Here is a 24,699-nt window from a genome sequence, read left to right on the forward strand (position 1 = left end):
ACAAGTGGAAGGAATACGAATGAGTACAGCTCTACTGACCATTTATGTTCTGATCTGGCCGGCGTTGGTCTTGGTCGTGCTGGGAGTCATCAGCAAGGGATTCTTCAAGGATTGGGCAACTGCTCGCCGCAACGGTGAGGATCTGGTCTAACTTTTCACGCCGCCACCGACGGACTTCTTGTCGGTGGCGGCGGTCATATTGCGTCGGACACTGGGGGCAGCGTTATAGTTGCCCAGTGCAACACGACGGAGCAATGGCGCTCACCGGTCCACCAGCCGTTCATGACGAGCTGGTGCACCTGACGCGGCAGTTGATGACGGGGGATCGGCATTCCGATGACCACCCGTCGATCGCCCAGCATTCGTTCCTCTCCTTCATCGGCCGCAATGACGGATGCAAGGCCACGGAGATCTCCGAAGTCTTCGGCGTCAACCGCTCGACCATCTCGCGCCAAGTGCGCGGGTGCATCGAGGCAGGCTGGGTATATGCCGATCCGGGATCCGTTCGTCAGGGCAATCCGCTGCACCTCACGGAGGCTGGCCGCAAATACCTCGACGCCGCCGACGCGCGTCGGCTCGACCAAGTCGCCGGCAGGCTGCACGATTGGACCGAGTCCGAGGTCGCAGACTTCGCCCGCGCACTCCACCGCTTCAGAACCAGCATCGAATCGCAGACCAACGGAGATGACACCCTGTGAGTGAGTACAGCGCCAAAGCCCAGTTCACCATCTCCGACAACGAGTCCGTGGTGCACACCGTCTTCACTCACGCCGAGCGCACGCCCGAACTGACGGTGTTCTCCCGCCCCAAGGGCGAGGGTTGGGTAGACGTCACAGCCAAAGAGTTCGCCGAGCAGGTCACCGGCGTCGCAAACGGTCTCATCGCCGCTGGCGTGCAGGCAGGCGACCGCGTCGCACTCCTCTCCGCGACCCGATACGAGTGGACGCTCTTCGACTTCGCCATCTGGGCGGCCGGCGCCGCTACCGTCCCGATCTACGACTCGTCGTCTCAGGGGCAGGTCAGCTGGATCCTCGAAGACTCCGAGGCCGTCATCGCAATCGTCGAAACCGGCGCGCACGAGCAGCTGTTCCAGGACGCGCCAAGCACTCTCAAAGCCGTCATGCAGATCGACGACGGAGCAGTCGAGAAGCTAACCGCACAGGGTGCCGACGTCGACGACACCGAGCTGAAGAAGCGACTCGCGGGCATCAAGGCCGACGATCTGGCGTCACTCGTCTACACCTCCGGCACGACAGGCCGTCCCAAGGGATGCATCCTCACGCACCGCAACTTCCTGTCCGAGGTGCGCGGGATTCTCACGGCATCGATCGGCAAGGTGGCGGTTCCGGGAAACCGAGTCCTGACCTTCCTGCCGCTCGCTCACGTACTGGCCCGCGCGGTGTCCCTCGCGACGTTCGAAGCTGGTGCGTCGCAGGCCCACTGGTCCGACTTTGCCACCATCACAACCCAATTCGAGCGATACAAGCCCAACACCATCCTCGGTGTTCCGCGTGTCTTCGAAAAAGTTCGTGACGGCGCAGCACGCAAGGCGGAGTCCGGTGGAAAGATCCCAGGCGCGATCTTCGCTTTCGCCGAAGCCACCGCCAAGGAATACAGCCAAGCGCTCGACAATGGCGGTCCCTCGCTGATCTTGAAGGCGAAGCACGCAGTGGCAGACAAGCTCGTGTATTCGAAGCTTCGTGAGGCTCTCGGCGGCGAGTGCTGGTTCGCGATCTCCGGCGGCGGCGCCCTGACTCCTGAGCTGGGGCACTTCTTCCGTGGGCTCGGAGTTCCGATCTACGAGGGTTACGGTCTCACTGAAACCACTGCGGCGCACTGCGTCAACGTCCCGGGTGCTCAGAAGATCGGAACCGTCGGACAGCCGATGGGCGGCAACGGGGTTCGCATCGCCGAGGACGGCGAGATCGAACTCAACGGCGGGGTTGTCTTCAAGGGCTACTGGAAGAACGACAAGGCCACCGAAGAGTCGTTTGTCAACGGCTGGATGCGCACCGGGGATCTCGGTGAACTCGACAGCGACGGTTACCTTTCCATCACGGGACGCAAGAAGGATCTACTGGTGACGGCGGGCGGCAAGAACGTCTCGCCCGGCCCGATGGAAGACCGTATCCGTTCACATTCCATCGTCTCGCAGGCAGTCGTCGTCGGTGACGGGAAGACCTACATCACGGCGCTGCTGACCGTCGACCCCGAGGTGTTCGAGAAGTGGAAGGCCGAGAACGGCAAGCCTTCTGGTGCCACCGTCGCCGAACTACGTGACGACAAGGACCTTCGAGCGGAGCTGCAGAAGGCCGTCGACGACGCCAATGCCGCTGTCTCACATGCGGAGTCGATCAAGAAGTTCGTCATTCTCGATCGCGATCTGACCGAGGAAGACGGTGAGATGACAGCGACGCTCAAGATCAAGCGCAATGTCGTCGTCGATCGGTTCTCGAAAGAGATCCAAGGAATGTACGCGAAGAGCTAGGCGCGTTTGGGGAACTGCTCGCGGTAGGCCATCACGTCATCGAGGCGGAACCTGCGGTGGGTGCCGCGTAGTTCGATCGGAAGTTTCCCGGCGTCGGCGAGTTTGCGTACATACGTGTCCGAAACGCCGAGGATCTCTGCTGCCTGCGAGGTGGTGAGGAGTTCTGCGACGGGCCCGAGGGCGACGCTGTCTCCGGCAGCGAGGTAGGTCAGGAGCTGCACGACGGCGTCGCCGACCGACGGCGGAATCTCGATGCTCACGCCGTCGAACACCAGCGTGGTCGTGTCCGTCGAGGTTTCAGCTCTCTGGGCCAGAGCCGTCTTGATCCGCTCGGCAGCGTCGCCGTCGACTGCGGAAACAATGTGGTCGATGCTCACGCGATTATCTCCGATCGAAGGCAGTGTTTCGCAAGCATAGACAGCGACAGTGTCCGTCGGCACGCTGGCTAGCGCCGTGTGCGTTGCATTACATGAGTGCCGTGAGTGGAAAACTATTTACCCACGTAGATCGGAATTCGAAGGTTTTGGCGCCCAAAGATATTCGACTCGACGCATTTGTAACTCACCAAATTTGGTGTACCCGCAAGTAACATCCTGAGCGTGGCTAGACGATCGGTAACGGTGAGATTCGACGTAGAGGAACTGAGGGCCCTAGAGACCCTCCAAGAGCTCACGGGCGCGGACATTTCCAGCGTCATTCGTGAAGCTGTGATCGAGCATGCTCGTCGATGTGTTGCACAGGGAAAGCCCCGCGACATCGCCGAGCGACGCAAATCGCTGACCTTGCAGGAAGCCTTCGCCAAGTACTCCGCGTTGTGCACCGACGAGGAGCGGGAAGCGTCGTAGCGCTCTGTCGATGCAACGGTGAGCGGTTGAGTTCACAGTGATTCTGACTGTGGCGCTGGGTAGTTCGTCCGAGGAATATTACGGCAACAGAAGTGTTGCGTAGACCTCTGACAGGAGCTGGCCAGTGACGGACGTCCTCGAACTCTCCACCGATGTATTGGTGATCGGTGGTGGCCCCGCCGGCGCGTGGGCAGCGTTGCGCGCGGCCAAAGCCGGTGCAGACGTCGTCCTGGTCGACAAGGGCTACTGCGGAACGAGCGGCGCAACGGCCCCCTCCGGAACGGGTGTTTGGTACGTCGAACCGGATACGACTGCCCGTGAGCGGGCAAAGGCCGGTCGTGAGGCGCTCGGCGGATATCTTGCCGACCACCATTGGATGGACCGCGTCCTCGAGCAGACCTACTCCAACATGGATCTCCTCGCGGTGGAGGGCAGATATCCGTTCCCTGTCGACTCCAGCACGGGCAAGCAGATCCGCACCGGCTTGCAGGGGCCTGAGTACATGCGACGGATGCGCACCTGGATTCGTCGAACCGGTGTGCGGATCCTCGATCATTCGCCGGCGCTGGAGTTGTTGGTGGACGACGCCGGGCGAGTTCGCGGAGCGGCGGGCTACCAACGCCACGAGCAACAGGATTACCGAGTCTCGGCAGGCGCGGTAGTGGTCGCCAGCGGAGGTTGTGCGTTTCTGTCCGGTGCGTTGGGTACCAACGTCGATACCGGTGACGGTGCATTGATGGCAGCCGAAGTCGGAGCGGAGTTCTCTGGGATGGAGTTCTCCAACGCGTACGGAATCGCAGCGGCCGGATCGACGATCACCAAGACGGCTTACTACGCGTACGCGACGTTCTTCCATGCAGACGGAAGAGTGCTCGAAGGGGCCGGTTCGGCGAAGGGGAGGTCCGTCATCGCCAGCACGTTGCGGAACGAGCCGGTCTTCGCGCAGATCGATCGGGCCGACGCCGAGGTGCAGCGTCGAATGAGACTGGGGCAACCCAACTTCTTCCTTCAATTCGATCGCCGCGGAATCGATCCCTTCACCGACAAATTCGAGGTCGGCATGCTCGCTGAAGGCACGGTGCGCGGCACTGGGGGAATCAACGTCGTCGACGACGATTGCGCGTCATCCGTTCCAGGTCTGTTTGCCGCCGGGGACGCAGCGACCCGAGAGCGAATCTGCGGAGGGTTTACCGGCGGGGGAAGTCACAACGCCGCGTGGGCGATGTCCTCTGGTTCATGGGCGGGAATCGGTGCTGCGCGCTATGCGCTGTCGGTCGGACGCGGGGCTACCAGTGGTCTACGCGGAGTTGGAACCGTCGGATTGCGTAATCCGGCACGAACCGGGTTTACTGCCGACTATGTGGTGAAAGCTGCTCAGGCGCAGCTGATTCCCTTCGACAAGAACTACCTCCGCAGCGGTGATCGGGTATCCGCAGCGCTCGCTGAGCTCGAATCGCTGTGGGGTGCAGTGAGTGCGGATCTGGGCGCGGATCCAGCAGGTCGGATGGCGGCGCGGCAGGCTGCCGCGATCACGGCCGTCGGTCGCTGGATGTACCACTCGACGTTGGCGCGGACCGAGACTCGGGGAATGAGCAAGCGTGACGATTATCCCGAACTCGATGGAACGCAGCATCATCACGTTCTCACCGGAGGTTTGGATTCGGTGTGGACCCGAACGTCGGAACCTGTCGGGTCTGCATTGGTGGCGTCATGATCGAGCTGGTGTCCGCGCCTGACTGCATCGGTTGCGACAAGTGCGTAGACGTTTGTCCTACAGATGTTTTCGACCGGACACCCTCGGGCGTCCCGGTGATTGCGCGCCAATCGGATTGCCAGACCTGCTTCATGTGTGAGGCATATTGCCCGACGGATGCGCTGTATGTGCATCCGCAATCCACACCGTTGGAAACGGCCGATGCGATCGAGAACGATCACATCGGCCGCTACCGAGAGAAGATCGGATGGGGCAAGGGGCGCGCACCTGGGTCGCTGACTGCGGTGGGTCCCGAGGTGCCCCGTCCAGTCACGACCTGACGAGAATCTTGACCGCAGTGTCGTTGTGCTCGATCAGAGTGGTGAATCCTTCGGAGATCAACTCTTCGAGCTGAATACGACCGGTGATGAATGGCGCCAGATCGACGACACCGTCCTGGACCATCTTGATGACCGCTTCATGGTCACGGACGTACGCGATGGTTCCGCGTAGATCGATCTCCTTGAGGACCAGCTTCTGCATGTCGATGGTCGCGGGCTTGCCCCAAATCGACACGTTGACAACAACTCCAGCAGGCCTGACCGTGTCGAGCATGGTGTCGAGTACTGCGTTGACGCCTGCGCACTCGAAACCGATGTCTGCGCCGATGCCTCCGCTGAGTTCGAGGACGCGCGCTTTGACGTCTTCGGTGGTGGGATCGATGACGTAGTCGGCGACTCCACTGGAGAGGGCCTTGGCTTTGCGGGCTTCGCTGAGTTCGGTGACGATCGTCGTGACACCCAGACCCTTGAGGACTGCCGCAACGAGGAGTCCGATCGGTCCGGCTCCGCCCACGATGGCGACGTTGCCGCTTTCGGCTCCACTGCGTACGACGGCGTGATGGGCGACGCTCAACGGTTCGATGAGAGCTGCCTCGTCGAGCGGGATGTTGCCGATCTTGTGGATCCAGCGACGGTCGACGACAACCTTCTCGCTGAGCCCGCCACCTCCGCCAGCCAAGCCGATGAACCCCATCTTCGTACACAGGTGGTAGTTGCCCGCCTTGCACGGGGCGCACTCGTTGCAGACGAAGTACGGCTCGACGACAACATTTTCGCCGACCTCGACGTCCGTGACACCTTCGCCGACCTCTTCGACGGTGCCGGAGAACTCGTGGCCCATCGTGACCGGCGCATTCTCGTGTGAGAGAGGATGCGGGTGTCCGGGTGCGGAGATGAAGATCGGTCCCTCGAGGTACTCGTGGAGATCGGTGCCGCAGATTCCGCACCATGCGACCTTCAGCTTGACTGTTCCTGGCCGCAATTCGGGCTCAGGGATCTCTTCGATCCGGATGTCTTTCTGCCCGTGGAACCGTGCTGCCTTCATTGATCCGCACCTCACTTCGTTGTGAATCCCCTGGTAGATCGACGTTAGGCCGATTATCGGCGTGGGTGAAGGGTTGCAACGGAATGCAATGTCGTGGAACCGATCTGTGCTGGGGAGCGTCCAATACTGTGAGCGGGTCGCGAATCAGGGGGAGTGCTGTGGGAGTGAGGGGTGCAGTGGTCTTGGTCGCGGCCACGCTGTTGGTTGGGGGTTGTTCCTCGACGGTCGAGGGGCATGCAGTACGAGCCGACGAGGCTGTTGGGCTATTTGACCCTTGTAGCGGCATTAGCGACAGCGCCTTGCGGTATGTCGGCGTTGATCCGGCGACTGAGGAAGGCGGGATTCTTGGAGTTCAGATTCCACGATTTGAAATCTGCTCATGGGATGGGACGGGAATCTCGCTGAGCGTCTGGTCAACTGACCACACTCTCGACGAAGTCGAAGCGAACACCAACAATGCCGATGTAAGGGCTGCGAGTGTTCATGGCGGCCCTGCTATCAAATTCGGGCAGCGTGACGATGCGACCGGACAGATTTGCTCAGTAGCTTGGCCGACCAATCAGGGGGTGCTGATCGTTCGGATCGCCCCAGATTTCGGTGAGACGCCGATCGACCCGTGTGACCTCGCCTCGACGATTACCGACAAACTCTTCCCGGAGCACCCCAGATGAATCGCTCGCTTGATGAAGGTGGTGCTACGCATGGGTTCAAATGAGGACTCCGGGACCGAGGTTTCGTTCTCGCTGGATCCGGACACGGCGCGATTGCTAGTTACGGCATGCGGCGAATACCAAATGACGTTGGAGCATTTGTCTGTTGCTGCTGCGAAACTGAGTTGGGTTGGTGGTTTAGGGACGCTCGCATCAGGTCGAGCGCTTCAGACGAAGTTCGAGGAGAAGGCCGTCGGTGGCCACGACGCGCTCGTCGATGTGTTGGCGAGTCATATCGCGGTCGTGGAGGCAATGCAGGCTCAGTTTCAAGCCTGCATCGACAACGCATTGGATCAGGAGTCGTCGAACGTCTCGACTTTGAGGTCGGTCGACCTGCCAAATTGAGGCAGCGAAGTGTCGCTGGAGTGTCCGGGCAGCGAATGAGGGGGAGTGCTGTGGGAGTGAGGGGTGCAGTGGTCTTGGTCGCGGCCGCGCTGTTGGTTGGGGGTTGTTCGTCGACGGTCGACGGTGAGGCTTTCCCTGTCGATGTGATTGGGATGTTTGATCCGTGTGAGGTTCTCGGCAATGAGGAATTGGAGAAAGTCGGAGTCGACCCGGCAACAAAAGAGGTTGACATCGTTGACACGCATATCGATGGTTTCAACATTTGCTCGTGGAACGGTGGGTGGTACTTCTTGTCTCTGACATCGACCGATCATCCGCTCGTAGAGGTCGAACAGAATCCAGTCATGCGCGACCTTCATCGAGCCCAAATCGCCGGGCGCGAAGTCCTGATATACCAGGAACGCAATGACAAAACAGATTCTGCTTGCAACGTCGCGTTCGCGACCTCTCAATCCACCGCGATGATCCGCGTCGGCGCCAAGGTCGGTGCGGCGCGCGCCGAGACGCCGTGCACGCTGGTGGAACGAATTGCCGAGACAGTGATTCCATTGCTCCCGTGACAGCGGTCCTGATTGCAGCTACACCCTCGAACACAGGAGTCACATGTCGAATTTGTATCTCGATGCCAAAGTCGCCGGCGAGCTGATCGCGGCTTGCGCTGAACTCCGCGCGCAGTTCGAGGCAGCACTGAACTCCGCCGCACTACTCGGTCAATTGACAGGGTTTGGAACCCTAGGATCCGCACAGGCGCTACAGGCTAAGTTCGAGGAGAAGGCCGTCGGTGGCCACGATGCGCTCGTCGATGTGTTGGCGAGTCATATCGCGGTCGTGGAGGCAATGCAGGCTCAGTTTCAAGCCTGCATCGACAACGCATTGGATCAGGAGTCGTCGAACGTCTCGACTTTGAGGTCGATCGACCAACCGAACTGAGTCAGTGGATGTGTTGCTGCCAATCGGCTGGGACACGACCCTTAGGCCCCGGCGTCGGCTGATCTACGGGATGTGAAGTGGGCGCCGCCAATTCAGGTCCGTCGTACGCCTCGTTGGTTTCGAAGCTCCAGAACCAATCCTCACCGGGTTCGTAGCTCTGCATGAACGGATGCTTTGTCGCGGCCGCATGCTTGCTCGCGTGCTGTGACGGTGAGGAGTCGCAACACCCCACGTGACCGCATTGCGCGCATCGACGCAGGTGCACCCACCAACCGCCGCTCGCATCGCATTCGACGCATCCCGCGCCACTAGGCGGCACGCTCGGATCGATCCCCGCTGGAAGTCCGTCGGTCATGGTCCACCCTCTCGCTGACTGAAGTCGGTCATTTCATCGTGCGCTTTGCCTACCGGCCGTGCAAGGGCGACTAGTCGTCGCGCGTGTCCCGCGGTGGGCCCGCGATTGGCAACAAAACTCTGAACCGGGTGTTACCGGGCTCAGACGTGACCCGCAGCTCACCACGATGCTTGCCAACCACAATTCGCCACGAAATATCAAGGCCGAGACCGGTTCCCTCACCGACAGGCTTAGTCGTGAAGAAGGGTTCGAAGATCCTGTCGATGACGTCATCGGGAATCCCGGCGCCGGTGTCGCAGATCTCGATGCACACGCGGTCGCCATCGCGGCTTGTCCGAACGGTGAGTGTTCCCGATCCGTCCATGGCAGACACCGCATTGTCGATCAGGTTGGTCCACACCTGATTGAGTTCGGCGGCGTAGGCGTCGATCGGAGGCAACGCAAGGTCGTACTCCTTGACGACTTCGATTCCGCTTCCGATCTTTTGCCCCAACATGATCAACGTGCTGTCGAGCAATTCGTGGACATCGATGGTCTGGAAGGGAGCGCGGTCCATCTGTGAATACTGTTTGGCCGCACCGACGAGCGTCGAGATCCTCGTTGTGGAGTCGGCGATCTCGTTCATCAGGAGTTCGGATTCGATGGTGTAATTCAGCCAGCGAATTGCGCCTTCGAGTACGGACTCGTCAACGGCTGCAGCAACGTTCTCGAGCCAAGCGGTGTCGAGTCCAGCCTGCACGAAGGTCGGAGCCAGGTCCCAACCTTCTCGAATCGAATGATCCTCGAACCATTCACCCAACGAATCCTCTCGATCCGAGGCTTCGAGGGGAGTGAGCGTCGGCGCCTTGGCGACAACCTCTGCAACTTCCTCTTGAAGTCGCATGAGAGTGACGAGGGCATCGCGGTCGTAGGTGCCCGATGCAACCATTCCCAGTTTGTGGCGCATGCCTGCGACACGCTCACGCAACGACGCCGTCGCTCGAACCGCCGCAGCTGCAGGGTTGTTGAGCTCGTGAGTCAATCCCGCCGACAGTGATCCAAGCGCCAATAGCCGTTCTCGTTGGTCGATGATCTGCTGGGTGTTCTTCTTGCCGAAGAAAACACCTTCGAGTAGATGAACCGCCATCGGAAACCACTCGCGCATCGCATTGCCGAATTTGTCGGCGTCCAGGACGAAAAACGTCGAGGGCGTCGTCACCCGCATCGAACCGGCGTACACCTGCGGTACCCGATCGCCGAGATACGCCGTCCATCCTCCCGAGTAGACGCCGCGCTGGGTGGTCCTGTTGATCTCGATGTCTTCGCCGCCCGACAGCTTGGACAGCACCACCTCGCCCTCGATGAGGACGTAGAAGCAGGTGGCAGGCTCACCTTCGAGGTAGACCTGACCTCGATCGATTTCGGTGATATGGCCTACCTGGCAGAGTGATTCGAGCTGATCGTCGGTGAGCTTCTCGAACAGGAACAGGGTGCGGAGCAAGTCTGGGCTGCATTCAGGAATGGACATCGAATCTCCCTATTGTTGAGCGAGATAGCGGTGGACGAACATCACGGCCATCGCGCCCTCTCCGACGGCCGACGCGACGCGTTTGGCCGATTCGGCGTGTACGTCCCCGGCGACAAACACTCCGGGGACACTGGTTTCGAGATGATGTGGTGCGCGGTCGAGCGGCCACCCGTCCGGTGTGACGCCTTCGGACGGAAGGTCCGGGCCGGCAAGAACGAAGCCATTTCCGTCGCGGACCACCACGTCTCCGAGCCAGTCGGTCAGGGGAGCGGCACCGATGAAGATGAACAACCACTGAGCATCGACAGTGTCTTCTTCTCCGGTGGCTCTGTTACGCAGTGTAATTCGTTCGAGGTGATCGTCACCCTCAGCGCCGACTACCTCCGTGCACGTGCGCACGGTGATCTTCGGATTCTTTTCGATCTGCTGAATCAGGTAGTAGGACATCGAGGCTTCGAGCGAGTTGCCGCGAATGAGAATGGTGACGGACCTAGCTCCGCGGGAGAGATAGACCGCAGCTTGCCCTGCCGAATTGGCGCCGCCGACTATGTACACATCCTGCTCGCTGCACCGAGCGGCTTCGGTGACGGCCGATCCGTAGTAGACCCCTCGGCCGGTGTATGTATCGAGTCCCGGCGCCGAAAGCTGGCGATAGGAAACACCGGTCGCCAAGATGACCGAATGGGCGTCGACCGACGAACCGTCGTCGAAACGCACTGTGCGGGCCGAGCCGTTGATTTCCAAACCGGTGACGTCTCGCGCGGTGATGACCTCGGCGCCGAACTTGGTTGCCTGGCGCCTCGCCCGATCGGCCAACTGTGCGCCGGACACTCCGTCGGGGAAGCCGAGGTAGTTCTCGATTCGTGAACTCTGGCCGGCCTGACCGCCAGTCGCCCGCCGTTCGATGAGGACCGTCCGAAGTCCCTCCGAAGCGCCGTACAGAGCAGCGCCCAGACCCGCAGGGCCGCCGCCGATGACAACGAGATCGTAAAAGTCTTCGGAGAGGGTGGTACTCAACCCGAGTTTGTCGGCGAGTTCGGCGTCAGTGGGCTCGACAAGGACATCCCCATTGGATGCGATGACGACGGGAAGCCGCAGTTCGTCGGTACCGGCAGCCGAGAGCAGTCGTTGGCCTTCCGGCTCGTCTGACATGTACCAGCGATAGGCAAGTTGGTTGCGTGCCAAGAACTCTCGGACGTCGGATGATCGCTCGGACCAACGATGGCCGATCACCTTGGTTTCCTCGGCGGGGTGATGACTCGAACTTGCCCAGGCATCGAGCAGCGCATCGATGACGGGGTACAGCTTCTCTTCCGGCGGATCCCAAGGCTTGAGGAGGTAGTGGTCGAGGTCGACTACGTTGATGGCGTCGATCGCAGCATCAGTATCGGCGTACGCGGTGAGGAGAACGCGACGAGCTACGGGATACAGGTCCATTGCCTGTTCGAGGAACTCGATTCCACTCAAACCGGGCATGCGGTAATCGGCGACGATCACAGCGACTGCATCGCCGCGAAGTTTCATTTCACGCAAGGTTTCGAGAGCCTGGTCGCCGGACTCCGCACGAATGATTCGGTACTTCTCTCCGTACCGTTTGCGAAGGTCTCGAACGACGGCACGCGAAACACCAGGATCGTCGTCGACGCTGAGGATCGCTGGTTTGGCCGGGGCTTTCGGTGCGCTCACTCGGTGCCTTCCCGAAGTCGTAGTCAACCTCTCCAGTATGCGACTGCTGAGCTGAGCGTCAATCGCTGAAGATGCGCTCTGAGTGAACCGGCGAACCTGAACTGGGAATTTCGTGATTGCGGGAACCGATCGAGCCTCCGGTGCATCCAATACAGTGGGTCCACATCAACAGGGGGTGTCATGCGGGGGTCGGTGGGGGTTGGGCGACTGCTCATGGCTGGGGTGTTGGTGTGGGCTGCGGCAGGATGCAGCTCAGTCGTGGAGGGGGCGGCTGAGCCTGCATCCGGCCAAGAGGGATTGTTCGATCCGTGCAAGGACATTCCGGACTCGGTGTTGGAAGAAGTGGGGCTTGATCCGGCTACCGAGGAAGCTGGTGCGGCGGGCGTGGAGCAGCCAGGATGGAAGATCTGTGGGTGGAGCGGGTCCTGGTATTTCTTGACCGTGTATTCATCGTCGTACACCGTCGACGATGTTCGACGGAATCCTGATTTCCGAGGGTTCGAGGAACTCACTGTCGGTGGGCGGCGTGGTATCGAGTATCAGCGCGTCGACAACGAGGACAACAATGGTTGCTACCTTGCTTTCTCGGTCGAACACGGCTCAATCTGGTTCAACGTAGAACGAAAGCTGTCTGAGGCTCGGCAAGAGTCCAGTTGTGTTGTTGTGCAGCGTCTGTCGGTCAATCTTGAACCGACGCTACCGAAATGAGGTCTCGGTGAGTGGGTCTGATCGAAGCAATGGGTCTGACGACTCGCGACTGGAAGTTGAGCCAGACATCGCACGTGATGTGGTTGCGGCATGCGAAGGGTTTCTTGGCGAACTCGATCAGATGCGCAGAAATCTGTTCGTGATTGCGAATGTTTCTGGAATGGGAACGCTCCAATCTGGAATCAACCTGGCCGAGAAGTTCTCCAAGAAAGCTAAGGATGGTGAAGATTCGTTGGAGAAGTCATTGAACAGCCACATCCAGGTGGTCACCGAGATGCGGGACTTCTTCCAGCAATGCGTCGACCGCTACGGCGAAGTCGACGACTCGAATGTCTCCGCACTGGCAAGCGTCGACACCCCTCGATAGACACAAAAAATCTCGCTGAGTCGATGGCATTCGACTCAGCGAGACTTGGGTAACGACTAGTTGGTGGGCAGGGCCTTCAACGACTTGACGGTGGCGTCGACCGCGCGAGCAGCCTCGGCGCCCTTCTTCACGAAATGCGTGCTGAAGTAGTCGACGTGCTCGGCGTGCTCGTGGAAGTGATGCGGCGTCAAGACCACCGAGAAAACCGGAACGTCGGTGTCGAGCTGCACGCGCATCAGACCGTCGATGACAGCCGTCGCCACGAAGTCATGCCGGTAGATACCGCCGTCGACGACCAGACCTGCGGCAACGATGGCCTGGTAGCGGCCGGTCTTGGCCAACCGCCGAGCATGCAGCGGGATCTCGAAAGCTCCCGGTACCTCGAAGAAATCAACCGTGTCCTTGGGGTAGCCGAGCTCGACGATCGCGTCGGTGAATCCGTCGCGTGCACGGTCGACGATGTTGCGATGCCACGTCGCCTGAATGAACGCGATGCGCTGTCCCTGGATCTCACTCATAACCATGAAACTAGCGCACTGGGAAGCATCGACGCGACCACCCGTCCTAGTCCTGCTGACGGGGGAAGGCGGTCGAACGACCCCAGCCGGCGTCATTGGTGAGGTGCTCGAGGAGAGGCTGAATTCGATACGGAAGGGGATTGGTCAGAGCGATGGTCGTGGTCGAATGCGTGACGCCTGGAAGTGACACGATCTGCTCGGCCAACTTCTGCAGGGCCGCGTGCGTCGAGGTGGCGACGCGAACGAGCAAATCCTCGCGACCGGTCGTGGCGTGAATTTCGATCACCTCGGGCAACTCGGTCAGACTCCGAGCGACTGCGCTGATCTTGCCCTGCTCGAGTTCCAGACCGACAAATGCCTGAATCGGGATACCGACCTCGGGGAGATTGAGATTCGGCCGAAACCCGGTGAGAAGTCCGTTGGATTCCATGCGCTTCATTCGCGACTGGACGGTGTTGCGGGCGACGCCCAACGAGTTGGCCAACTCGGCCACACTCATCCTCGAGTCCTTGCTGAGCAGTCCGAGCAACTGGACGTCGAGCTTGTCGATGCTGAGCACTTTGTGAACCTCTCCTCAGTGATATGAGTCACTGGATGATCGAATTGACTAGTTCAAGAGATTTGCATTGACCAAATCGTAACTCAGGCAGAGCATTGGTTCCACGAATTGCTCAGCGGGATTCTCTTTGGGTTATTTGTCTCTAATAGTACCCAATGGCCAATTCGTCCCAATATTTCGACTGCGCCCCGTTTATCCTTCGGAAAGGTCTATCCCACAATGACTCTCACCGCCGAGCCCGTGAACTCCGTTGTTTCCCATGACGACACTGCGGGCGTGTTCGATCGCGCCGACTACCTGCGCGATTACCCCCACGAGCAGGTGAGCTTCTTCCAGGATCCCGCGAGCGGCCTCAAGGCCATCGTCGCCATCCACTCCACGACGCTCGGTCCCGCGCTCGGCGGAACGCGCTTCTACCCGTACTCCGACGAATCCGCCGCAGTCACAGACGTTTTGCGCCTCTCGCGCGGCATGACCTACAAGGCTGCGGTTGCCGGCGTCGACCTCGGCGGCGGCAAGGCTGTCATCATCGGCGACCCCGCAACGGCCAAGACCGACGAATTGCTCGGCGCCTACGCAAAATTCGTCCAGACCCTCGGCGGCCGCTACATCACCGCTGGTGACGTCGGAACCAACTCCAACGATCTCGACATCATCGGTCGTAACACCGACTACGTCGTCGGCCGCAACGCCACGGTCGGCGGTTCCGGCGACAGCGCTCCGATGACGGCCCTCGGCGTATTCCAGTCGATGCGCGCCGCGGCACAGTCGCATTGGGGCACTCCGTCGCTCGCAGGCAAGACTGTTGGTGTCGAAGGCACAGGCAAGGTCGGCTACGAGCTGATCAAGCTCCTCCTCGCAGACGGCGCAACCGTTCTCGCGACCGACGTCAACGCCGCAGCGCTCGACCGTGTCAAGGCTGACTTCCCGCAGGTGAGCATCGTCGACAGCATCATCGACGCCGATCTCGACGTTTACGCACCCTGCGCGATGGGCGCAACCCTCACAGACACGACCGCACGCTCGATCAAGGCCGAGGTTGTCTGCGGCGCTGCCAACAACCAGCTCACCGTCCCCGAGGTCGAGAACATCCTCCGCGACCGCGGCATCACCTGGACCCCTGACTACGTGGCGAACGGCGGCGGCCTCATCCAGGTCGCCGGCGAGCTGAAGGGCAACTCGGCCGAAGAGGTCAAGCTCAAGGTCGAGAAGATCTTCGACACTGTCACCGAGATCTTCGCGAAGTCGAAGAAGGACGGAATCCTCGCCGGCGAGGCTGCTGACGCGGTCGCCGAGGCTCGGATCGCCGAGGCAGCTCGCGTAGCCAAGGGCTGACATCCCTCTCGCAGTCATGTAGCGCGGCCGGTCCCGACTAGTGTGGACACCAGACGAGCAGATTTTGCAGATCTGGACCACATCAGCCGGTAGACCGGCCGCTATGCGTCGGACGCCGGAAGGGCTTACATGACTGAACAATTCGCTGTGTGGACCGAGAACGACGCCGAGCAATCGGCCCGTTGGGGTTCGACGAGCAACGCCCCGGCGCCCAAGCGCATCGTCGTCGCCGACGACACGATGAAGGCCGACGACGCCTATCGCTTGGCATGCGAAGGCACGGCGTTGTTGTGGCGCGGAGATTTTCAGAACGCTCGCCAACTGTCGAAGGCCGTCGCGTCGCGCATCGACCGCAAACCGCGCCGAGCCTCCGACGATCCCGCCAAAGCCTTTCATCTCCACCGGCAGACCCAAGGACGCCGCGCGCAGATCCTCGGCATGCTGCTCATTCCCTTGGATGCAGATCTGTCGATTCCACTCCGGCGAGCCCCGGGCGCGCAAGTAGCGTTGACCGAGGCTTTCGGGATTACCGGTGAGCCTTCGGTTCGCTCGTTGCGTGACATCCTCGGCGCGATCGGCGCTCACGAGTGGCACCGCAAAGGTGTTTTCATCGAGGCTCTCGACGCACGAGTGCATCCCGCCTTCGGAGTGTTCTCACCCGTCCGCGGGGAGTACGTCGATCTTGTCGCGTCTGCTCCGCTACCGTCGACGGAATCTGCTTTCGATATCGGAACAGGTACCGGCGTTCTTGCTGCCGTCCTGGCGCGGCGTGGAGTTCAGACAGTGACGGCCACCGACCAGGACCCCCGGGCATTGCAATGCGCGCGCACCAACCTGTCGCGGCTTGGCTACGGCGATCAGGTGAACGTGGTGGAAGCAGACCTCTTCCCCGAAGGCACCGCTCCGTTGGTGGTCTGCAATCCTCCCTGGATTCCGGCCAAGGCCACCTCGCCCATCGAGTACGCCGTCTACGACCCTGCTGGAGCGATGCTGAAGGGCTTCCTGACTGGTGTCGCAGCGCATCTGGACGACGGGGGAGAGGCGTGGCTGATCCTCTCGGACATTGCCGAACACCTCGGTCTCCGAACGCGATCCGAACTACACGACCTGATTGCGGCCGGTGGGCTCACTGTTGTCGATCGCATGGACGTCAAACCGACGCACGCAAAGGTCAGTGACCGAACCGATGCGCTTCACGCTGCCCGGGCACGAGAGACGACGTCGCTGTGGCGGCTTCGCCGTCGCTGAATTCATTCTCAGTCAACGGTATTTTCCTGCCATGAAATGGTAATGAACGAGTAACAAATCGGGTCTAGCTTTCTTCGCAGTCGCACATCGTCACGCACTCCGGAGGAATCTCGATGGAATACACTCTTGCCCGCAACGCAGCCGAAGACCTGACGAAAGGTCTTGGCCGACGCGGATTCATGAGGGCAGTCGCTGCCCTCGGTGCGGGCGTAGGAGTTGCCGGTGTGGCTTCGGGATGCGCGCACTCGAACGCGTCACCGGCTGGATCGTCCTCCTCTGCACTGCCGTTCGCCGATGGCATTCCGATTTTGCAACCGGGCAGCGGAAACGTCAGTGGCGATCACTATCTGAGTTCGGATCCGTCGGACGTCATGTGGGGTTATGTGCCCAACATCCATACCCGCGAAGTGATGCGGATGAAGTCGGGCCAGACCGTCACGATCGACGCCCTCTCGCACGAGGGAATTCTCGAGGATCAAGGGCGCAATCCTCTCGAATACTTCGGTAGCAAAGGCGTTTCCGAGAAGGACGTGCTCGAGGATGCGATTGCCGTTGCGGCCGAATACAACCGAACCGAACGAAACTTCGACAAGGACGGACCGCACGTCGTCACCGGCCCGGTCTTCGTCGAAGGCGCCCAGCCCGGAGACGTACTCAAGATCGAGACTCTCGAAGCCATTCCCCGCGTGCCGTACGGCGTTGTGTCGAGCAGACACGGCAAGGGCGCTCTCGCCATCACAGCAGACGGAACCGCTCCAGCGGGAATCACTCTGGACGAAGTCATGCCGCCGGTCGCCACAGACGGGCGCGCAACAAAGGACCCGTTGAAGTACGGCGGTGTTTCCACTTTCACGGCGATCGAAGACGGCAAGGGTGTGATGCCTTTCGGACAGTCGAAGGTGCGGTTTCCCCTGCGGCCCTTCATGGGAATGATGGGAGTTGCATATTCTGTGGATGCAGACCCGACATCCCCGTCGTCGAACTCCATTCCTCCGACCCTGGGCGGCGGAAACATCGACATCAGGCATCTCGGTGTCGGATCAACCTTCTATTTGCCGGTATTCGCTGAAGGCGCCCTCTTCTACGTCGGTGACCCCCACATGGCCATGGGTGACGGTGAGGCGGCGCTGACGGCGATGGAAGGATCGCTGCGCGGCACGTTCCGACTCAGCGTGTGCAAGAAGGATTCCGGTGACGCTCCATCGGTGGCTTTCGGATACCCGTTCGCCGAGACCGAGGAGGCCTGGATTCCGATCGGCCTGTCCGACCCCAACGGTTCGGTCGATGGGCAGAACAGTGACCTCAACGGCGCCATGCGGCGCGCGGTGGTCAACGCGCTCGACTTCCTCGAGCATGATCGCGGAATGGATCGAGCGACGGCCTACGCCTATCTTTCTGCCGCAGCCGATTTCACGGTCTCGCAGGTTGTCGATCGAACCGTTGGCGTCCACGGACAGATTTTCAAATCCCACTTCGAATAGCGGGAAAGGCGATCCGTGTTGTCAGGACGGATCGTCGAAGAGGCTCTGTTGCAAGGGATCGGCAAACAAGCCCATTTGCTCAGGTTGCGGCTTTGCCGGCGTCTCGGTTCGAGAATTGGGTAGGACCACCAGTCGCAAGGCCCCTCGCAGACGGTCGACCATGAGTTCCCACCCGCCGACCTGATCCTCGTATCCCGCAGCCTCTTCGGCGTCTCCGCGACTGTGGGCGTCCACAGCCTGACTACGCAGCTGAATCTGCCATTCGTTGCTGATGTGGAGGAGCTGAAGAATCAGATCGCGATCACGACCACAGACATCGGCTACCGCGTCGAGATCCTCGGCCACGTCCAGATCGAGGTGCAGCAGGGTCTCGAGTTCGGGAGGCAGGTCCTCGGCCGTCAGATCGGGCTGCAGCGAGGAGGAGTCACCGCTCTTGTTCGCGAAGAAGAGGTCTCCGCCGACGCGTGCGGCGAACTCGTCGTCCACGGTACGCAGGAACGACGTCAGGGCGGCGCACGTATCGGTGAGTTGCTTGGGAACGAATGGCGAACCCGTCACCTCGAGGAACACCGACAGACGGTCGTCGATCAAGACGAACTTGATGCGCGACCATTTGCGGTTGAGATCGGCGATGACCTCGGCTGCACGGGTGCGGTTGCTGATGTCCTGAACGAGCGGCGAGAACAACTGCACGTCCATAGACTCGGAAAGTGGACCGACGAACATGACAGTCGAACCGACACGAATGGGTATGTCGCCGTCGCTGTCTCGCTCGGGAAGAGTGCCGAGCATGGGAAGCAAAGCGAGAGTGACCAACTCCTTGAGATGGTCGATGTCGTTGGGCATGTAGGCCGCGGTGGGGTCGAGGGTCGGAAGTTCTGTCGACTCGACGACCGACGGATCGAAATCCGGAGTCTGCTCGTTGCCGGTGAGATCGCTGGATAGAAAAGCCGGGTGCTGCACACCGAACACATCACGGAATGCAGCGACAGTCATCGCTGCAAGCTGATCGGCCCAGTTCTGCGCCTTGTCGACGCAGAAGGCGGGGGAGTTGTTCGGATCCTCGAGATTCTCGGAAGGCGGATTCCAGCCGAGTGCGATCAACTTTTGTTCGTCGGCATCTTCGAGTCGATAGCGTGGATGAAGGAAGTCGTTGGAAGGAACCTCGCAGCGGACTGTGTTCTCGTCCCACACGAGGAACTGAACGCATGGCGCTGCGCCGTCAGCTGGATCGAAGTCGCCGGTGGACGATTCCACGGCAAGCACGTCGCCGTCGACCATGATGGAAATGTGATCGCCGAGGCGACGTTGAAATTCTGCCCACGCCCGGTCGACACTGACATCGAGATCGAAGCCCATTGCGCTCATCAGCCACCTCCTTCCGCAAAAGCTCAGACCTATACGGTATCGCGAGGCTCCGACAATGCTGCTGTCCTTTTCCGGTCGACCGGATTGCAGCGGACCACGAACCGTGACGGCGAGGAAGGTAGTCGCAGGTAGATCGGTTATTCGAGAGCGGCGACTGAAGTGTGCCTGTAACCGCCGTCACGCCAGGCGGTGTGCGGGCGAAAGAGCGAGGGTTATCCGGCGAGAACGGGCGAGACCTCGACGACGGGCGGCGTGGACCCGGTCGTGACAACGGGGGTGGTGCTGGTCTTGGTGGTTGTGGCCGTCGCGGTCGGTGACGAGGTCGCGGTAGCCGACGCAGTTGTGGTGGACGAGACGGGTGTTGTCGTACTGGTGGCCGTCGTAGTCGAGGTGGCGGAGCTCGTGCTTGTCGCGGTCACCACAAGCGGCTGATTGCGAGGAGCGGTCGTCTCGTCGGCGATTCGCCAGGTCGGCGTCGGCGGGATGACAACCGTGGGGACTGCAACCGAGCTGTAGAACGCGGCCGGTTCGATCCCGGCGACGGACTCCACGGAAACCGACGAGACCAGAGTGGGAGGCTTCACCACAGGGCCGCCGGCACCGAATGCGCCGGCTGCTCCGCCGAAAACGAGGCCTGATGTCAGAGAAAGAGCGGCCACTGCGACAGCGCCGATCATGACTGTTCTGTCTTTCATGCACACCTGTCCTTCGGGAGCAGTACGGAAGTACTGTAGGCGAAAAGATGCCGCAATGGAGTATCAGGGCCTGCTGGGCGGGACGCGAATCTGTGTGGCGTAGAACACAAAAGGCCCTGGGTGTCGACGCGGACGTCGGCACCCAGGGCCAGGTCAAGCAGTGAATCAGGCGGGGATCGTCAGTACCTGACCGGCGTTGATGAGATCCGGGTTCGGGATGCCGTTTGCATCCGCGATGCGCTGGTACTGGTTGCCGTCACCGTAGAAACGCTCTGCGATCGCCCACAGGGTGTCGCCGCTTTCGACGGTGTAGCTCTGCGCTGCCGGAGCGGCGGGGGCAGGCTCGGGCTCGGGTGCCGGAGCGGGCTCCGGGGCAGCCTCGGCGGCCGGCGCTGCGATTGCAGTGTCCGAAGACCACAGGGCATTTCCGCCGGCGGACAGAACGACGTTGCGATCGTCCTGAACCGAGAGGGAGGCACCGTCGTTGCCTGCGGTCTGCGATGCCCACACGGCGTCGGAGTCCTTGTAGATGACGAAGTTTCCGTCAGCCTGCACCTCGGCGCGGTTGGCGCCGGATCCGTTGGTGCCTGCGGCCCAAACAGCCTGTCCGCCCTCGGACAGAACCAGGTTGCCGTCGTCCTGCAAGGTGAGGGTGTATGCGCCGTTGTCGGACTTGAGTTCCTGGCCGACTCCGAGGCTCTGACCTGACTGCAGTGTGCTCACGCTGTCCCTTTCCAAATCTGTTGCGATGACTGTGCCTCCACGATTCCGCTTTACCGTCCAGTTACCTTCTGGCCGTTGGTCTCGTAGGCGACCGAGTGTACGTTACCGAAGAGTACAGAGAATTGTGCAGCGTTGACGGATTGCGTGTCGAGCGTTCGGATCATGCTGATATTAAGGCGTTTTGGGCGAACGCGCCGCGACATCCTACGCGAAGTTGCACCGTTGCGATGCACTTTCTCTTGAACGGCAGGTGAAATCGGCGCGCTCTCAGCGCATTGTCAGTAACCGCTAGGGGTGTAGCGACTTGCGCGTCTCGTCGTGGAGAACGGCAAGCAGTTCACGCTCGACGTCGGCGAACTCGGGCGAGGTGATCATGTCCAGTTCGCGTGGCCTCGGCAAGGGAACGTCGACGACGCACCTGACCGTTGCCGGCCTCGCCGACAGAACGACCACGCGATCGGACAGATAGATCGCTTCACGAATATCGTGGGTGATCATCAGCACGGTCCACCGGTACTGCTGCCACACGTCTTGCAGCCAGGCCTGCATCTCGGTGCGGGTCAACGAGTCCAGTGCGCCGAACGGCTCGTCGAGCAGCAGGACAGGTTTGCCCTGAACAACGGTGCGCAGCATCGCCGCTCGCTGGCGCATGCCGCCGGACAGCTGTGACGGCCGGGCGTCCTCGAATCCGGACAGTCCGAACGCCGGGAACAACTCGCGAGCGCGCTCGCGTGCTTCCTTCTTGCCGACTCCCTGCACTTCCAAACCGAGGGCCGTGTTGTCCAGTACCGAGCGCCAAGGGAACAGAAGATCCTTCTGCGGCATGTACGCGGTGTGCACCTCGGCGGCTGCTTCGGATTCCGTTGCGCGCGTGCCCACACGGACCGAACCCGCGGTCGGGGATTCGAGCCCGGCCAGGACGTTGAAGATCGTGCTCTTGCCGCAGCCGCTCGGCCCGATCACCGACACGAATTCGCCCGCGTCGGCGTCAAAGGACACCGAATCGAGCACGAGACGCGATTCTCCGGCCGTGTCGAACCTCTTGGTCAGGTCCTGGATTTCGACCATTGCATCCTCGACCATCGGGTCAGTCATGTCCGCGACCTTTCGTTCATCGCCCATGGTGCAACGATGCGCTCGATGGCGAACGTCAGCAAGTACAGCGTGACACTGATCAACGCGGTCACCAGTACGGCCGCCAACACCAGGTCGGTGCGGAAGGAGTTCTTCTGGGTGCTCATGTAGATACCCAAACCGGAAGTAGCGCCGACGTATTCGGAGAACACCGCACCCACGACCGCATACGTGATGCCGATGCGCAGGGCAGTGAAGAATCGCGGAATTGCCGAAGGAAGGCGAACGTATCGGAACTCCTGCCAGCGAGTGCTGCCCATACTGCGCAGGAGAGCGCCCGCTTCCCGATCGGCCGCGGCAAATCCCTCGATGAGTCCGATGGTCATGGGGAAGAACGTCGCAAGGGCGATCACCAACACCTTCGGCAACAGCCCGAAGCCGAACCAGATGATCATCAGCGGCGCGATGGCGATGATCGGCAGCGTCTGCGAGACGACAAAAAGTGGTACCAGCGCGCGTGACAACCACGGCGAAAAGTCCACGACCACAGCAAGAATCCAGGCCAATACCAATGAAACAGTGAAGCCGACCAACGTGACCTGCAATGTCGACCAGGCGTGGCCGGAGATGATCTCGCGGTTGTCCCACCCCTGGGACAGAACGCGCCCCGGAGACGGAAGTACTTGCGGCCGAATCCCACTGATCTCGACGTAGATCTGCCACGCCGCCACGAGGAGCACCACCACGGCGAGCGCGGGAAGCGCCCGCCGCATGGTCGAGACCAACCGTCCGCTCACGTCAGGACGCGTCGAGATACTCATTGGTGAAGTACTCCGACCAGTCCGGCTTCTGGGTCAACGGCTTCCCGTCGGGTCCGGCGAGCAATCCGTTCTCGAAGAGGAATCCCGAGTAGCCCGACCAGGTTTCGAGATTCTGGGCGCCCACAACACCGTTGGCGTCTTTCATGTAGTCGGCGGCGAGCATCCGCTGACTCTCACGCACGAGGTCTTCGTCGGTGAATGCTCCGGGGTTCGCGTCGATGAGATCCTGCGCGGCCTGGTCCGGGTTGTCGGCAGCAGTCTGATATCCGCGTTGAACGGCTTTGACGAACTTGCGTGCCTCGTCGGGATGGTCCTTCAACCACTGCTGGTTGCCGTTGATCACGATCGAATATGCATCGGGGAAGCCGTAATCGGTGTACTGGAAGTACCGCATCGGAGTTCCGTTTCGCTCCGCTTCGAGGCCTTCCCAAGCAAAGTAGGAGACGGTGAAGTCTGCCTGGCCCGAGTACACGGCTTCGTACGCGGAAGTTCCGAGCGTGACCGTCGTGAAGTTCCCGGTCCCGCCGTCGTTGCGGATGATCTGCTGCAGCGTTTCGACTTCGCCGGGATCGCCGAACCCGGCGTACGTCTTCCCGTCGAGATCACGTGGGCGCGTGATGTCCGCACGATCCGCCTTCACGCCGATGCCGGTGGCGCGGTGCTGAAGTGGCGCGATGACGGACGTCGTGGCGGCGCCGGCTGCACGGGCGAACGTGGCCTGACTCTGTGTGCTGATGCCGAACTCGGCATTGCCGGCATCGACCAGGGTGTCGGGCGAGGTGTTGTTGTACGGCAGGATCGAGACGTCCAGGCCGGCGTCCTCGAAGTAGCCCTCTTGGAGTGCTACGTACAAACCGGTGTGGTTCGTGTTCGGTGTCCAGTCGAGTGCGAACCGAATGGTCCCGTCGGAAGAGCCGGTGTCAGAGGCGCATCCGGTCAGAACTGTGAACGCGGCTGCGATCGCGGCAGACGTGGCAAGCGTGCGGCGCAGCGCCGCAAACGACATCACGACGCCGGCCAAGGCTGCTGGTGGAGTGCGGAATCCCAGAACATCAGCTCATAGCGGCTGGCGATGCGGAATGCTTCACTCATCGCCTCACGCTCTGTCTCGGTGGCAGCTTCGGCCGCAGCATCGACCAGTACGCGGGCCTGCGCCACCGACTCGTGGAATTCGGGTGCGTCGTAGGTCGTGACCCACTGTGCGTACGGATGCGACGGATCGGCGTCGAGTACCTCGCGCGCTGAAGCGGCAAGATCGCGGCCGACCTCGGCGTAGATCCAGAAGCAGGGGAGTACTGCCGCTGCGGAGACCGGGTAAGGCGCAGTTGCTGCAGTCGCCGTCAGATACGAGACGTATCCCAGGCAGGCCTGCGAATGCTCGAGCCTTCCCGATCCCGCTGGAAGAATTCCACCGGTGAGAAGTCCGTCGTGAAGCGCAGATTCCACTGTCGCTGCCGTGGACGCGGAATTCGACCAGAAGCCCGCGGACTGCGGATCCGGGGCATGGGCCGCGACCAGCGACAACGCTTTCGAATACCCCTCGAGATAAAGCTTGTCCTGCTCGATGTACGTGCGGAACGCGTCGAGAGGCAATGTTCCGTCGCCGAGGCGGCGGAGGAACTCCAGTGAGTCGATCGACTCGCGGAGGGCCTTCGTCTCGGCCCAGAGTCGATCTGTGAACCGATCCGTCGACGGCGCTGTGGCCACCGAGTTTTCGGCAGAATTGTATGCAGGCTGCGTAGTAGCCATGACATCCCTTCGTCAGCATTACCTGATCAGGTTCCCGGGTGTGTTCTCAGCCCCGCCCATGCGGAGCACCCCGTGTCAGAACTAGGCGACCTTAACACCGAGGGGTTG

The 24,699-nt window shown here is 61.1% G+C and carries 29 protein-coding genes and 1 riboswitch; of the genes, 15 read left to right on the forward strand and 14 right to left on the reverse strand.

Going from position 1 to position 24,699, the window contains the following annotated elements:
• The first annotated feature begins 19 nt into the window (after positions 1–19).
• The 3 genes from ABIE52_RS32055 to ABIE52_RS32065 all read left to right on the forward strand — a co-directional run bounded on the left by ABIE52_RS32055 (position 20) and on the right by ABIE52_RS32065 (position 2,488).
• Positions 20–151 (forward strand): putative transporter small subunit, encoded by a 132-nt coding sequence (locus tag ABIE52_RS32055; protein WP_003941363.1) that lies wholly within the window; start codon positions 20–22, stop codon positions 149–151.
• An 85-nt stretch (positions 152–236) separates the two neighbouring features.
• Entirely contained in the window at positions 237–698 is a 462-nt protein-coding gene (locus ABIE52_RS32060) for a MarR family winged helix-turn-helix transcriptional regulator (RefSeq protein ID WP_080726576.1), read from the forward strand.
• Entirely contained in the window at positions 695–2,488 is a 1,794-nt protein-coding gene (locus ABIE52_RS32065) for an AMP-dependent synthetase/ligase (protein ID WP_125051541.1), read from the forward strand. Before ABIE52_RS32060 ends, ABIE52_RS32065 begins: the two co-directional genes overlap by 4 nt.
• On the opposite strand, the gene ABIE52_RS32070 is transcribed toward ABIE52_RS32065, so the two are convergent.
• The gene (locus tag ABIE52_RS32070; protein WP_064444057.1) at positions 2,485–2,865 is read right to left on the reverse strand and encodes a helix-turn-helix domain-containing protein; all 381 of its coding nucleotides are present in this window, start codon (positions 2,863–2,865) and stop codon (positions 2,485–2,487) included. The genes ABIE52_RS32065 and ABIE52_RS32070 overlap by 4 nt on opposite strands.
• 222 nt (positions 2,866–3,087) lie before the next feature.
• On the opposite strand from ABIE52_RS32070, the gene ABIE52_RS32075 reads away from it, so the two are divergent.
• The 3 genes from ABIE52_RS32075 to ABIE52_RS32085 all read left to right on the forward strand — a co-directional run bounded on the left by ABIE52_RS32075 (position 3,088) and on the right by ABIE52_RS32085 (position 5,367).
• On the forward strand, positions 3,088–3,333 hold the full coding sequence (locus tag ABIE52_RS32075; RefSeq protein ID WP_020908376.1) for a hypothetical protein: 246 nt from the start codon (positions 3,088–3,090) through the stop codon (positions 3,331–3,333).
• Between the two features lie 124 nt (positions 3,334–3,457).
• Positions 3,458–5,047 (forward strand): FAD-dependent oxidoreductase, encoded by a 1,590-nt coding sequence (locus ABIE52_RS32080; RefSeq protein ID WP_192713380.1) that lies wholly within the window; start codon positions 3,458–3,460, stop codon positions 5,045–5,047.
• Positions 5,044–5,367: a 4Fe-4S dicluster domain-containing protein gene (locus tag ABIE52_RS32085; protein WP_134999619.1), complete on the forward strand. Its 324-nt coding sequence runs from the start codon at positions 5,044–5,046 to the stop codon at positions 5,365–5,367. The genes ABIE52_RS32080 and ABIE52_RS32085 overlap by 4 nt, the downstream gene beginning before the upstream one ends.
• Here ABIE52_RS32085 and ABIE52_RS32090 read toward each other — a convergent pair.
• Entirely contained in the window at positions 5,357–6,412 is a 1,056-nt protein-coding gene (locus tag ABIE52_RS32090; protein ID WP_003941279.1) for a 2,3-butanediol dehydrogenase, read from the reverse strand. The genes ABIE52_RS32085 and ABIE52_RS32090 overlap by 11 nt on opposite strands.
• A 176-nt stretch (positions 6,413–6,588) precedes the next feature.
• Here ABIE52_RS32090 and ABIE52_RS32095 point away from each other — a divergent pair, with 176 nt between their 5' ends.
• From ABIE52_RS32095 to ABIE52_RS32110, 4 genes are all read left to right on the forward strand, one after another.
• On the forward strand, positions 6,589–7,083 hold the full coding sequence (locus ABIE52_RS32095) for a DUF3558 domain-containing protein (RefSeq protein ID WP_192713379.1): 495 nt from the start codon (positions 6,589–6,591) through the stop codon (positions 7,081–7,083).
• 30 nt (positions 7,084–7,113) lie between these two features.
• Positions 7,114–7,467: a hypothetical protein gene (locus ABIE52_RS32100; protein WP_270008971.1), complete on the forward strand. Its 354-nt coding sequence runs from the start codon at positions 7,114–7,116 to the stop codon at positions 7,465–7,467.
• Positions 7,468–7,535: 68 nt separating this feature from the next.
• A complete protein-coding gene (locus ABIE52_RS32105) occupies positions 7,536–8,027 on the forward strand; it encodes a DUF3558 domain-containing protein (protein ID WP_257216585.1) in 492 nt (163 codons plus the stop codon).
• 43 nt (positions 8,028–8,070) lie between these two features.
• Entirely contained in the window at positions 8,071–8,397 is a 327-nt protein-coding gene (locus ABIE52_RS32110; RefSeq protein WP_058227705.1) for a hypothetical protein, read from the forward strand.
• Between the two features lies 1 nt (position 8,398).
• Here the strand turns inward: ABIE52_RS32110 and ABIE52_RS32115 are convergent, their stop codons facing one another.
• The 3 genes from ABIE52_RS32115 to ABIE52_RS32125 all read right to left on the reverse strand — a co-directional run bounded on the left by ABIE52_RS32115 (position 8,399) and on the right by ABIE52_RS32125 (position 11,945).
• Positions 8,399–8,752, reverse strand: coding sequence for a UBP-type zinc finger domain-containing protein (locus ABIE52_RS32115; protein WP_058227704.1), 354 nt, complete (start codon positions 8,750–8,752; stop codon positions 8,399–8,401).
• A gap of 70 nt (positions 8,753–8,822) precedes the next feature.
• A complete protein-coding gene (locus ABIE52_RS32120) occupies positions 8,823–10,259 on the reverse strand; it encodes an ATP-binding protein (RefSeq protein WP_192713378.1) in 1,437 nt (478 codons plus the stop codon).
• Positions 10,260–10,268: 9 nt separating this feature from the next.
• Positions 10,269–11,945: an NAD(P)/FAD-dependent oxidoreductase gene (locus ABIE52_RS32125; protein WP_019749255.1), complete on the reverse strand. Its 1,677-nt coding sequence runs from the start codon at positions 11,943–11,945 to the stop codon at positions 10,269–10,271.
• A gap of 180 nt (positions 11,946–12,125) precedes the next feature.
• On the opposite strand from ABIE52_RS32125, the gene ABIE52_RS32130 reads away from it, so the two are divergent.
• Both ABIE52_RS32130 and ABIE52_RS32135 read left to right on the forward strand, forming a co-directional pair.
• Positions 12,126–12,653: a DUF3558 domain-containing protein gene (locus ABIE52_RS32130; protein ID WP_270008973.1), complete on the forward strand. Its 528-nt coding sequence runs from the start codon at positions 12,126–12,128 to the stop codon at positions 12,651–12,653.
• 160 nt (positions 12,654–12,813) lie between these two features.
• Complete coding sequence (locus tag ABIE52_RS32135; RefSeq protein ID WP_270008974.1) at positions 12,814–13,020, forward strand: hypothetical protein; 207 nt, start codon at positions 12,814–12,816, stop codon at positions 13,018–13,020.
• A 56-nt stretch (positions 13,021–13,076) separates the two neighbouring features.
• Here ABIE52_RS32135 and ABIE52_RS32140 read toward each other — a convergent pair whose 3' ends face one another.
• Entirely contained in the window at positions 13,077–13,538 is a 462-nt protein-coding gene (locus ABIE52_RS32140; RefSeq protein WP_007726074.1) for a 6,7-dimethyl-8-ribityllumazine synthase, read from the reverse strand.
• 46 nt (positions 13,539–13,584) lie between these two features.
• Entirely contained in the window at positions 13,585–14,097 is a 513-nt protein-coding gene (locus ABIE52_RS32145) for an Lrp/AsnC family transcriptional regulator (protein ID WP_003941343.1), read from the reverse strand.
• 219 nt (positions 14,098–14,316) lie between these two features.
• Between ABIE52_RS32145 and ABIE52_RS32150 the strand changes: the two genes are divergently transcribed.
• The 3 genes from ABIE52_RS32150 to ABIE52_RS32160 all read left to right on the forward strand — a co-directional run bounded on the left by ABIE52_RS32150 (position 14,317) and on the right by ABIE52_RS32160 (position 18,161).
• Positions 14,317–15,432: a Glu/Leu/Phe/Val family dehydrogenase gene (locus ABIE52_RS32150; protein WP_030536821.1), complete on the forward strand. Its 1,116-nt coding sequence runs from the start codon at positions 14,317–14,319 to the stop codon at positions 15,430–15,432.
• Between the two features lie 129 nt (positions 15,433–15,561).
• Positions 15,562–16,680: a methyltransferase gene (locus ABIE52_RS32155; RefSeq protein ID WP_192713377.1), complete on the forward strand. Its 1,119-nt coding sequence runs from the start codon at positions 15,562–15,564 to the stop codon at positions 16,678–16,680.
• A 113-nt stretch (positions 16,681–16,793) separates the two neighbouring features.
• Positions 16,794–18,161, forward strand: a complete 1,368-nt coding sequence (locus ABIE52_RS32160; RefSeq protein WP_192713376.1) for an acetamidase/formamidase family protein — start codon at positions 16,794–16,796, stop codon at positions 18,159–18,161.
• 21 nt (positions 18,162–18,182) lie between these two features.
• Here the strand turns inward: ABIE52_RS32160 and ABIE52_RS32165 are convergent, their stop codons facing one another.
• The 7 genes from ABIE52_RS32165 to ABIE52_RS32195 form a co-directional block, all read right to left on the reverse strand.
• Complete coding sequence (locus tag ABIE52_RS32165) at positions 18,183–19,529, reverse strand: T3SS (YopN, CesT) and YbjN peptide-binding chaperone 1 (protein WP_192713375.1); 1,347 nt, start codon at positions 19,527–19,529, stop codon at positions 18,183–18,185.
• Between the two features lie 212 nt (positions 19,530–19,741).
• A complete protein-coding gene (locus ABIE52_RS32170) occupies positions 19,742–20,224 on the reverse strand; it encodes a hypothetical protein (protein ID WP_003941346.1) in 483 nt (160 codons plus the stop codon).
• Positions 20,225–20,389: 165 nt separating this feature from the next.
• A complete protein-coding gene (locus ABIE52_RS32175; protein WP_003941373.1) occupies positions 20,390–20,947 on the reverse strand; it encodes a LysM peptidoglycan-binding domain-containing protein in 558 nt (185 codons plus the stop codon).
• Positions 20,948–21,235: 288 nt separating this feature from the next.
• On the reverse strand, positions 21,236–22,030 hold the full coding sequence (locus ABIE52_RS32180; RefSeq protein WP_192713384.1) for an ABC transporter ATP-binding protein: 795 nt from the start codon (positions 22,028–22,030) through the stop codon (positions 21,236–21,238).
• Between the two features lie 8 nt (positions 22,031–22,038).
• Positions 22,039–22,842, reverse strand: a complete 804-nt coding sequence (locus tag ABIE52_RS32185) for an ABC transporter permease (protein WP_003941393.1) — start codon at positions 22,840–22,842, stop codon at positions 22,039–22,041.
• A complete protein-coding gene (locus ABIE52_RS32190) occupies positions 22,820–23,848 on the reverse strand; it encodes an ABC transporter substrate-binding protein (RefSeq protein ID WP_030536827.1) in 1,029 nt (342 codons plus the stop codon). Before ABIE52_RS32190 ends, ABIE52_RS32185 begins: the two co-directional genes overlap by 23 nt.
• Entirely contained in the window at positions 23,848–24,591 is a 744-nt protein-coding gene (locus tag ABIE52_RS32195) for a TenA family protein (RefSeq protein WP_007726090.1), read from the reverse strand. Before ABIE52_RS32195 ends, ABIE52_RS32190 begins: the two co-directional genes overlap by 1 nt.
• A riboswitch (TPP riboswitch) is annotated at positions 24,579–24,674 on the reverse strand. (Overlaps the previous gene by 13 nt.)
• Positions 24,675–24,699 lie beyond the last annotated feature (25 nt).

The organism is Rhodococcus sp. OAS809 (assembly GCF_040546695.1).
GTDB lineage: Bacteria > Actinomycetota > Actinomycetes > Mycobacteriales > Mycobacteriaceae > Rhodococcus_F > Rhodococcus_F qingshengii.

Excerpts from the sequence above, each read along its gene's own strand:
- ABIE52_RS32170 (WP_003941346.1), bottom strand. The coding sequence starts at position 20,224 with ATGAAAGACAGAACAGTCATGATCGGCGCTGTCGCAGTGGCCGCTCTT.
- ABIE52_RS32160 (WP_192713376.1), top strand. The coding sequence starts at position 16,794 with ATGGAATACACTCTTGCCCGCAACGCAGCCGAAGACCTGACGAAAGGT.
- ABIE52_RS32115 (WP_058227704.1), bottom strand. The coding sequence starts at position 8,752 with ATGACCGACGGACTTCCAGCGGGGATCGATCCGAGCGTGCCGCCTAGT.
- ABIE52_RS32140 (WP_007726074.1), bottom strand. The coding sequence starts at position 13,538 with ATGAGTGAGATCCAGGGACAGCGCATCGCGTTCATTCAGGCGACGTGG.
- ABIE52_RS32090 (WP_003941279.1), bottom strand. The coding sequence starts at position 6,412 with ATGAAGGCAGCACGGTTCCACGGGCAGAAAGACATCCGGATCGAAGAG.
- ABIE52_RS32195 (WP_007726090.1), bottom strand. The coding sequence starts at position 24,591 with ATGGCTACTACGCAGCCTGCATACAATTCTGCCGAAAACTCGGTGGCC.
- ABIE52_RS32120 (WP_192713378.1), bottom strand. The coding sequence starts at position 10,259 with ATGTCCATTCCTGAATGCAGCCCAGACTTGCTCCGCACCCTGTTCCTG.
- ABIE52_RS32135 (WP_270008974.1), top strand. The coding sequence starts at position 12,814 with ATGGGAACGCTCCAATCTGGAATCAACCTGGCCGAGAAGTTCTCCAAG.
- ABIE52_RS32130 (WP_270008973.1), top strand. The coding sequence starts at position 12,126 with ATGCGGGGGTCGGTGGGGGTTGGGCGACTGCTCATGGCTGGGGTGTTG.
- ABIE52_RS32100 (WP_270008971.1), top strand. The coding sequence starts at position 7,114 with ATGGGTTCAAATGAGGACTCCGGGACCGAGGTTTCGTTCTCGCTGGAT.
- ABIE52_RS32110 (WP_058227705.1), top strand. The coding sequence starts at position 8,071 with ATGTCGAATTTGTATCTCGATGCCAAAGTCGCCGGCGAGCTGATCGCG.
- ABIE52_RS32165 (WP_192713375.1), bottom strand. The coding sequence starts at position 19,529 with ATGAGCGCAATGGGCTTCGATCTCGATGTCAGTGTCGACCGGGCGTGG.
- ABIE52_RS32150 (WP_030536821.1), top strand. The coding sequence starts at position 14,317 with ATGACTCTCACCGCCGAGCCCGTGAACTCCGTTGTTTCCCATGACGAC.
- ABIE52_RS32085 (WP_134999619.1), top strand. The coding sequence starts at position 5,044 with ATGATCGAGCTGGTGTCCGCGCCTGACTGCATCGGTTGCGACAAGTGC.
- ABIE52_RS32185 (WP_003941393.1), bottom strand. The coding sequence starts at position 22,842 with ATGAGTATCTCGACGCGTCCTGACGTGAGCGGACGGTTGGTCTCGACC.
- ABIE52_RS32055 (WP_003941363.1), top strand. The coding sequence starts at position 20 with ATGAGTACAGCTCTACTGACCATTTATGTTCTGATCTGGCCGGCGTTG.
- ABIE52_RS32190 (WP_030536827.1), bottom strand. The coding sequence starts at position 23,848 with ATGTCGTTTGCGGCGCTGCGCCGCACGCTTGCCACGTCTGCCGCGATC.
- ABIE52_RS32155 (WP_192713377.1), top strand. The coding sequence starts at position 15,562 with ATGACTGAACAATTCGCTGTGTGGACCGAGAACGACGCCGAGCAATCG.
- ABIE52_RS32180 (WP_192713384.1), bottom strand. The coding sequence starts at position 22,030 with ATGGTCGAGGATGCAATGGTCGAAATCCAGGACCTGACCAAGAGGTTC.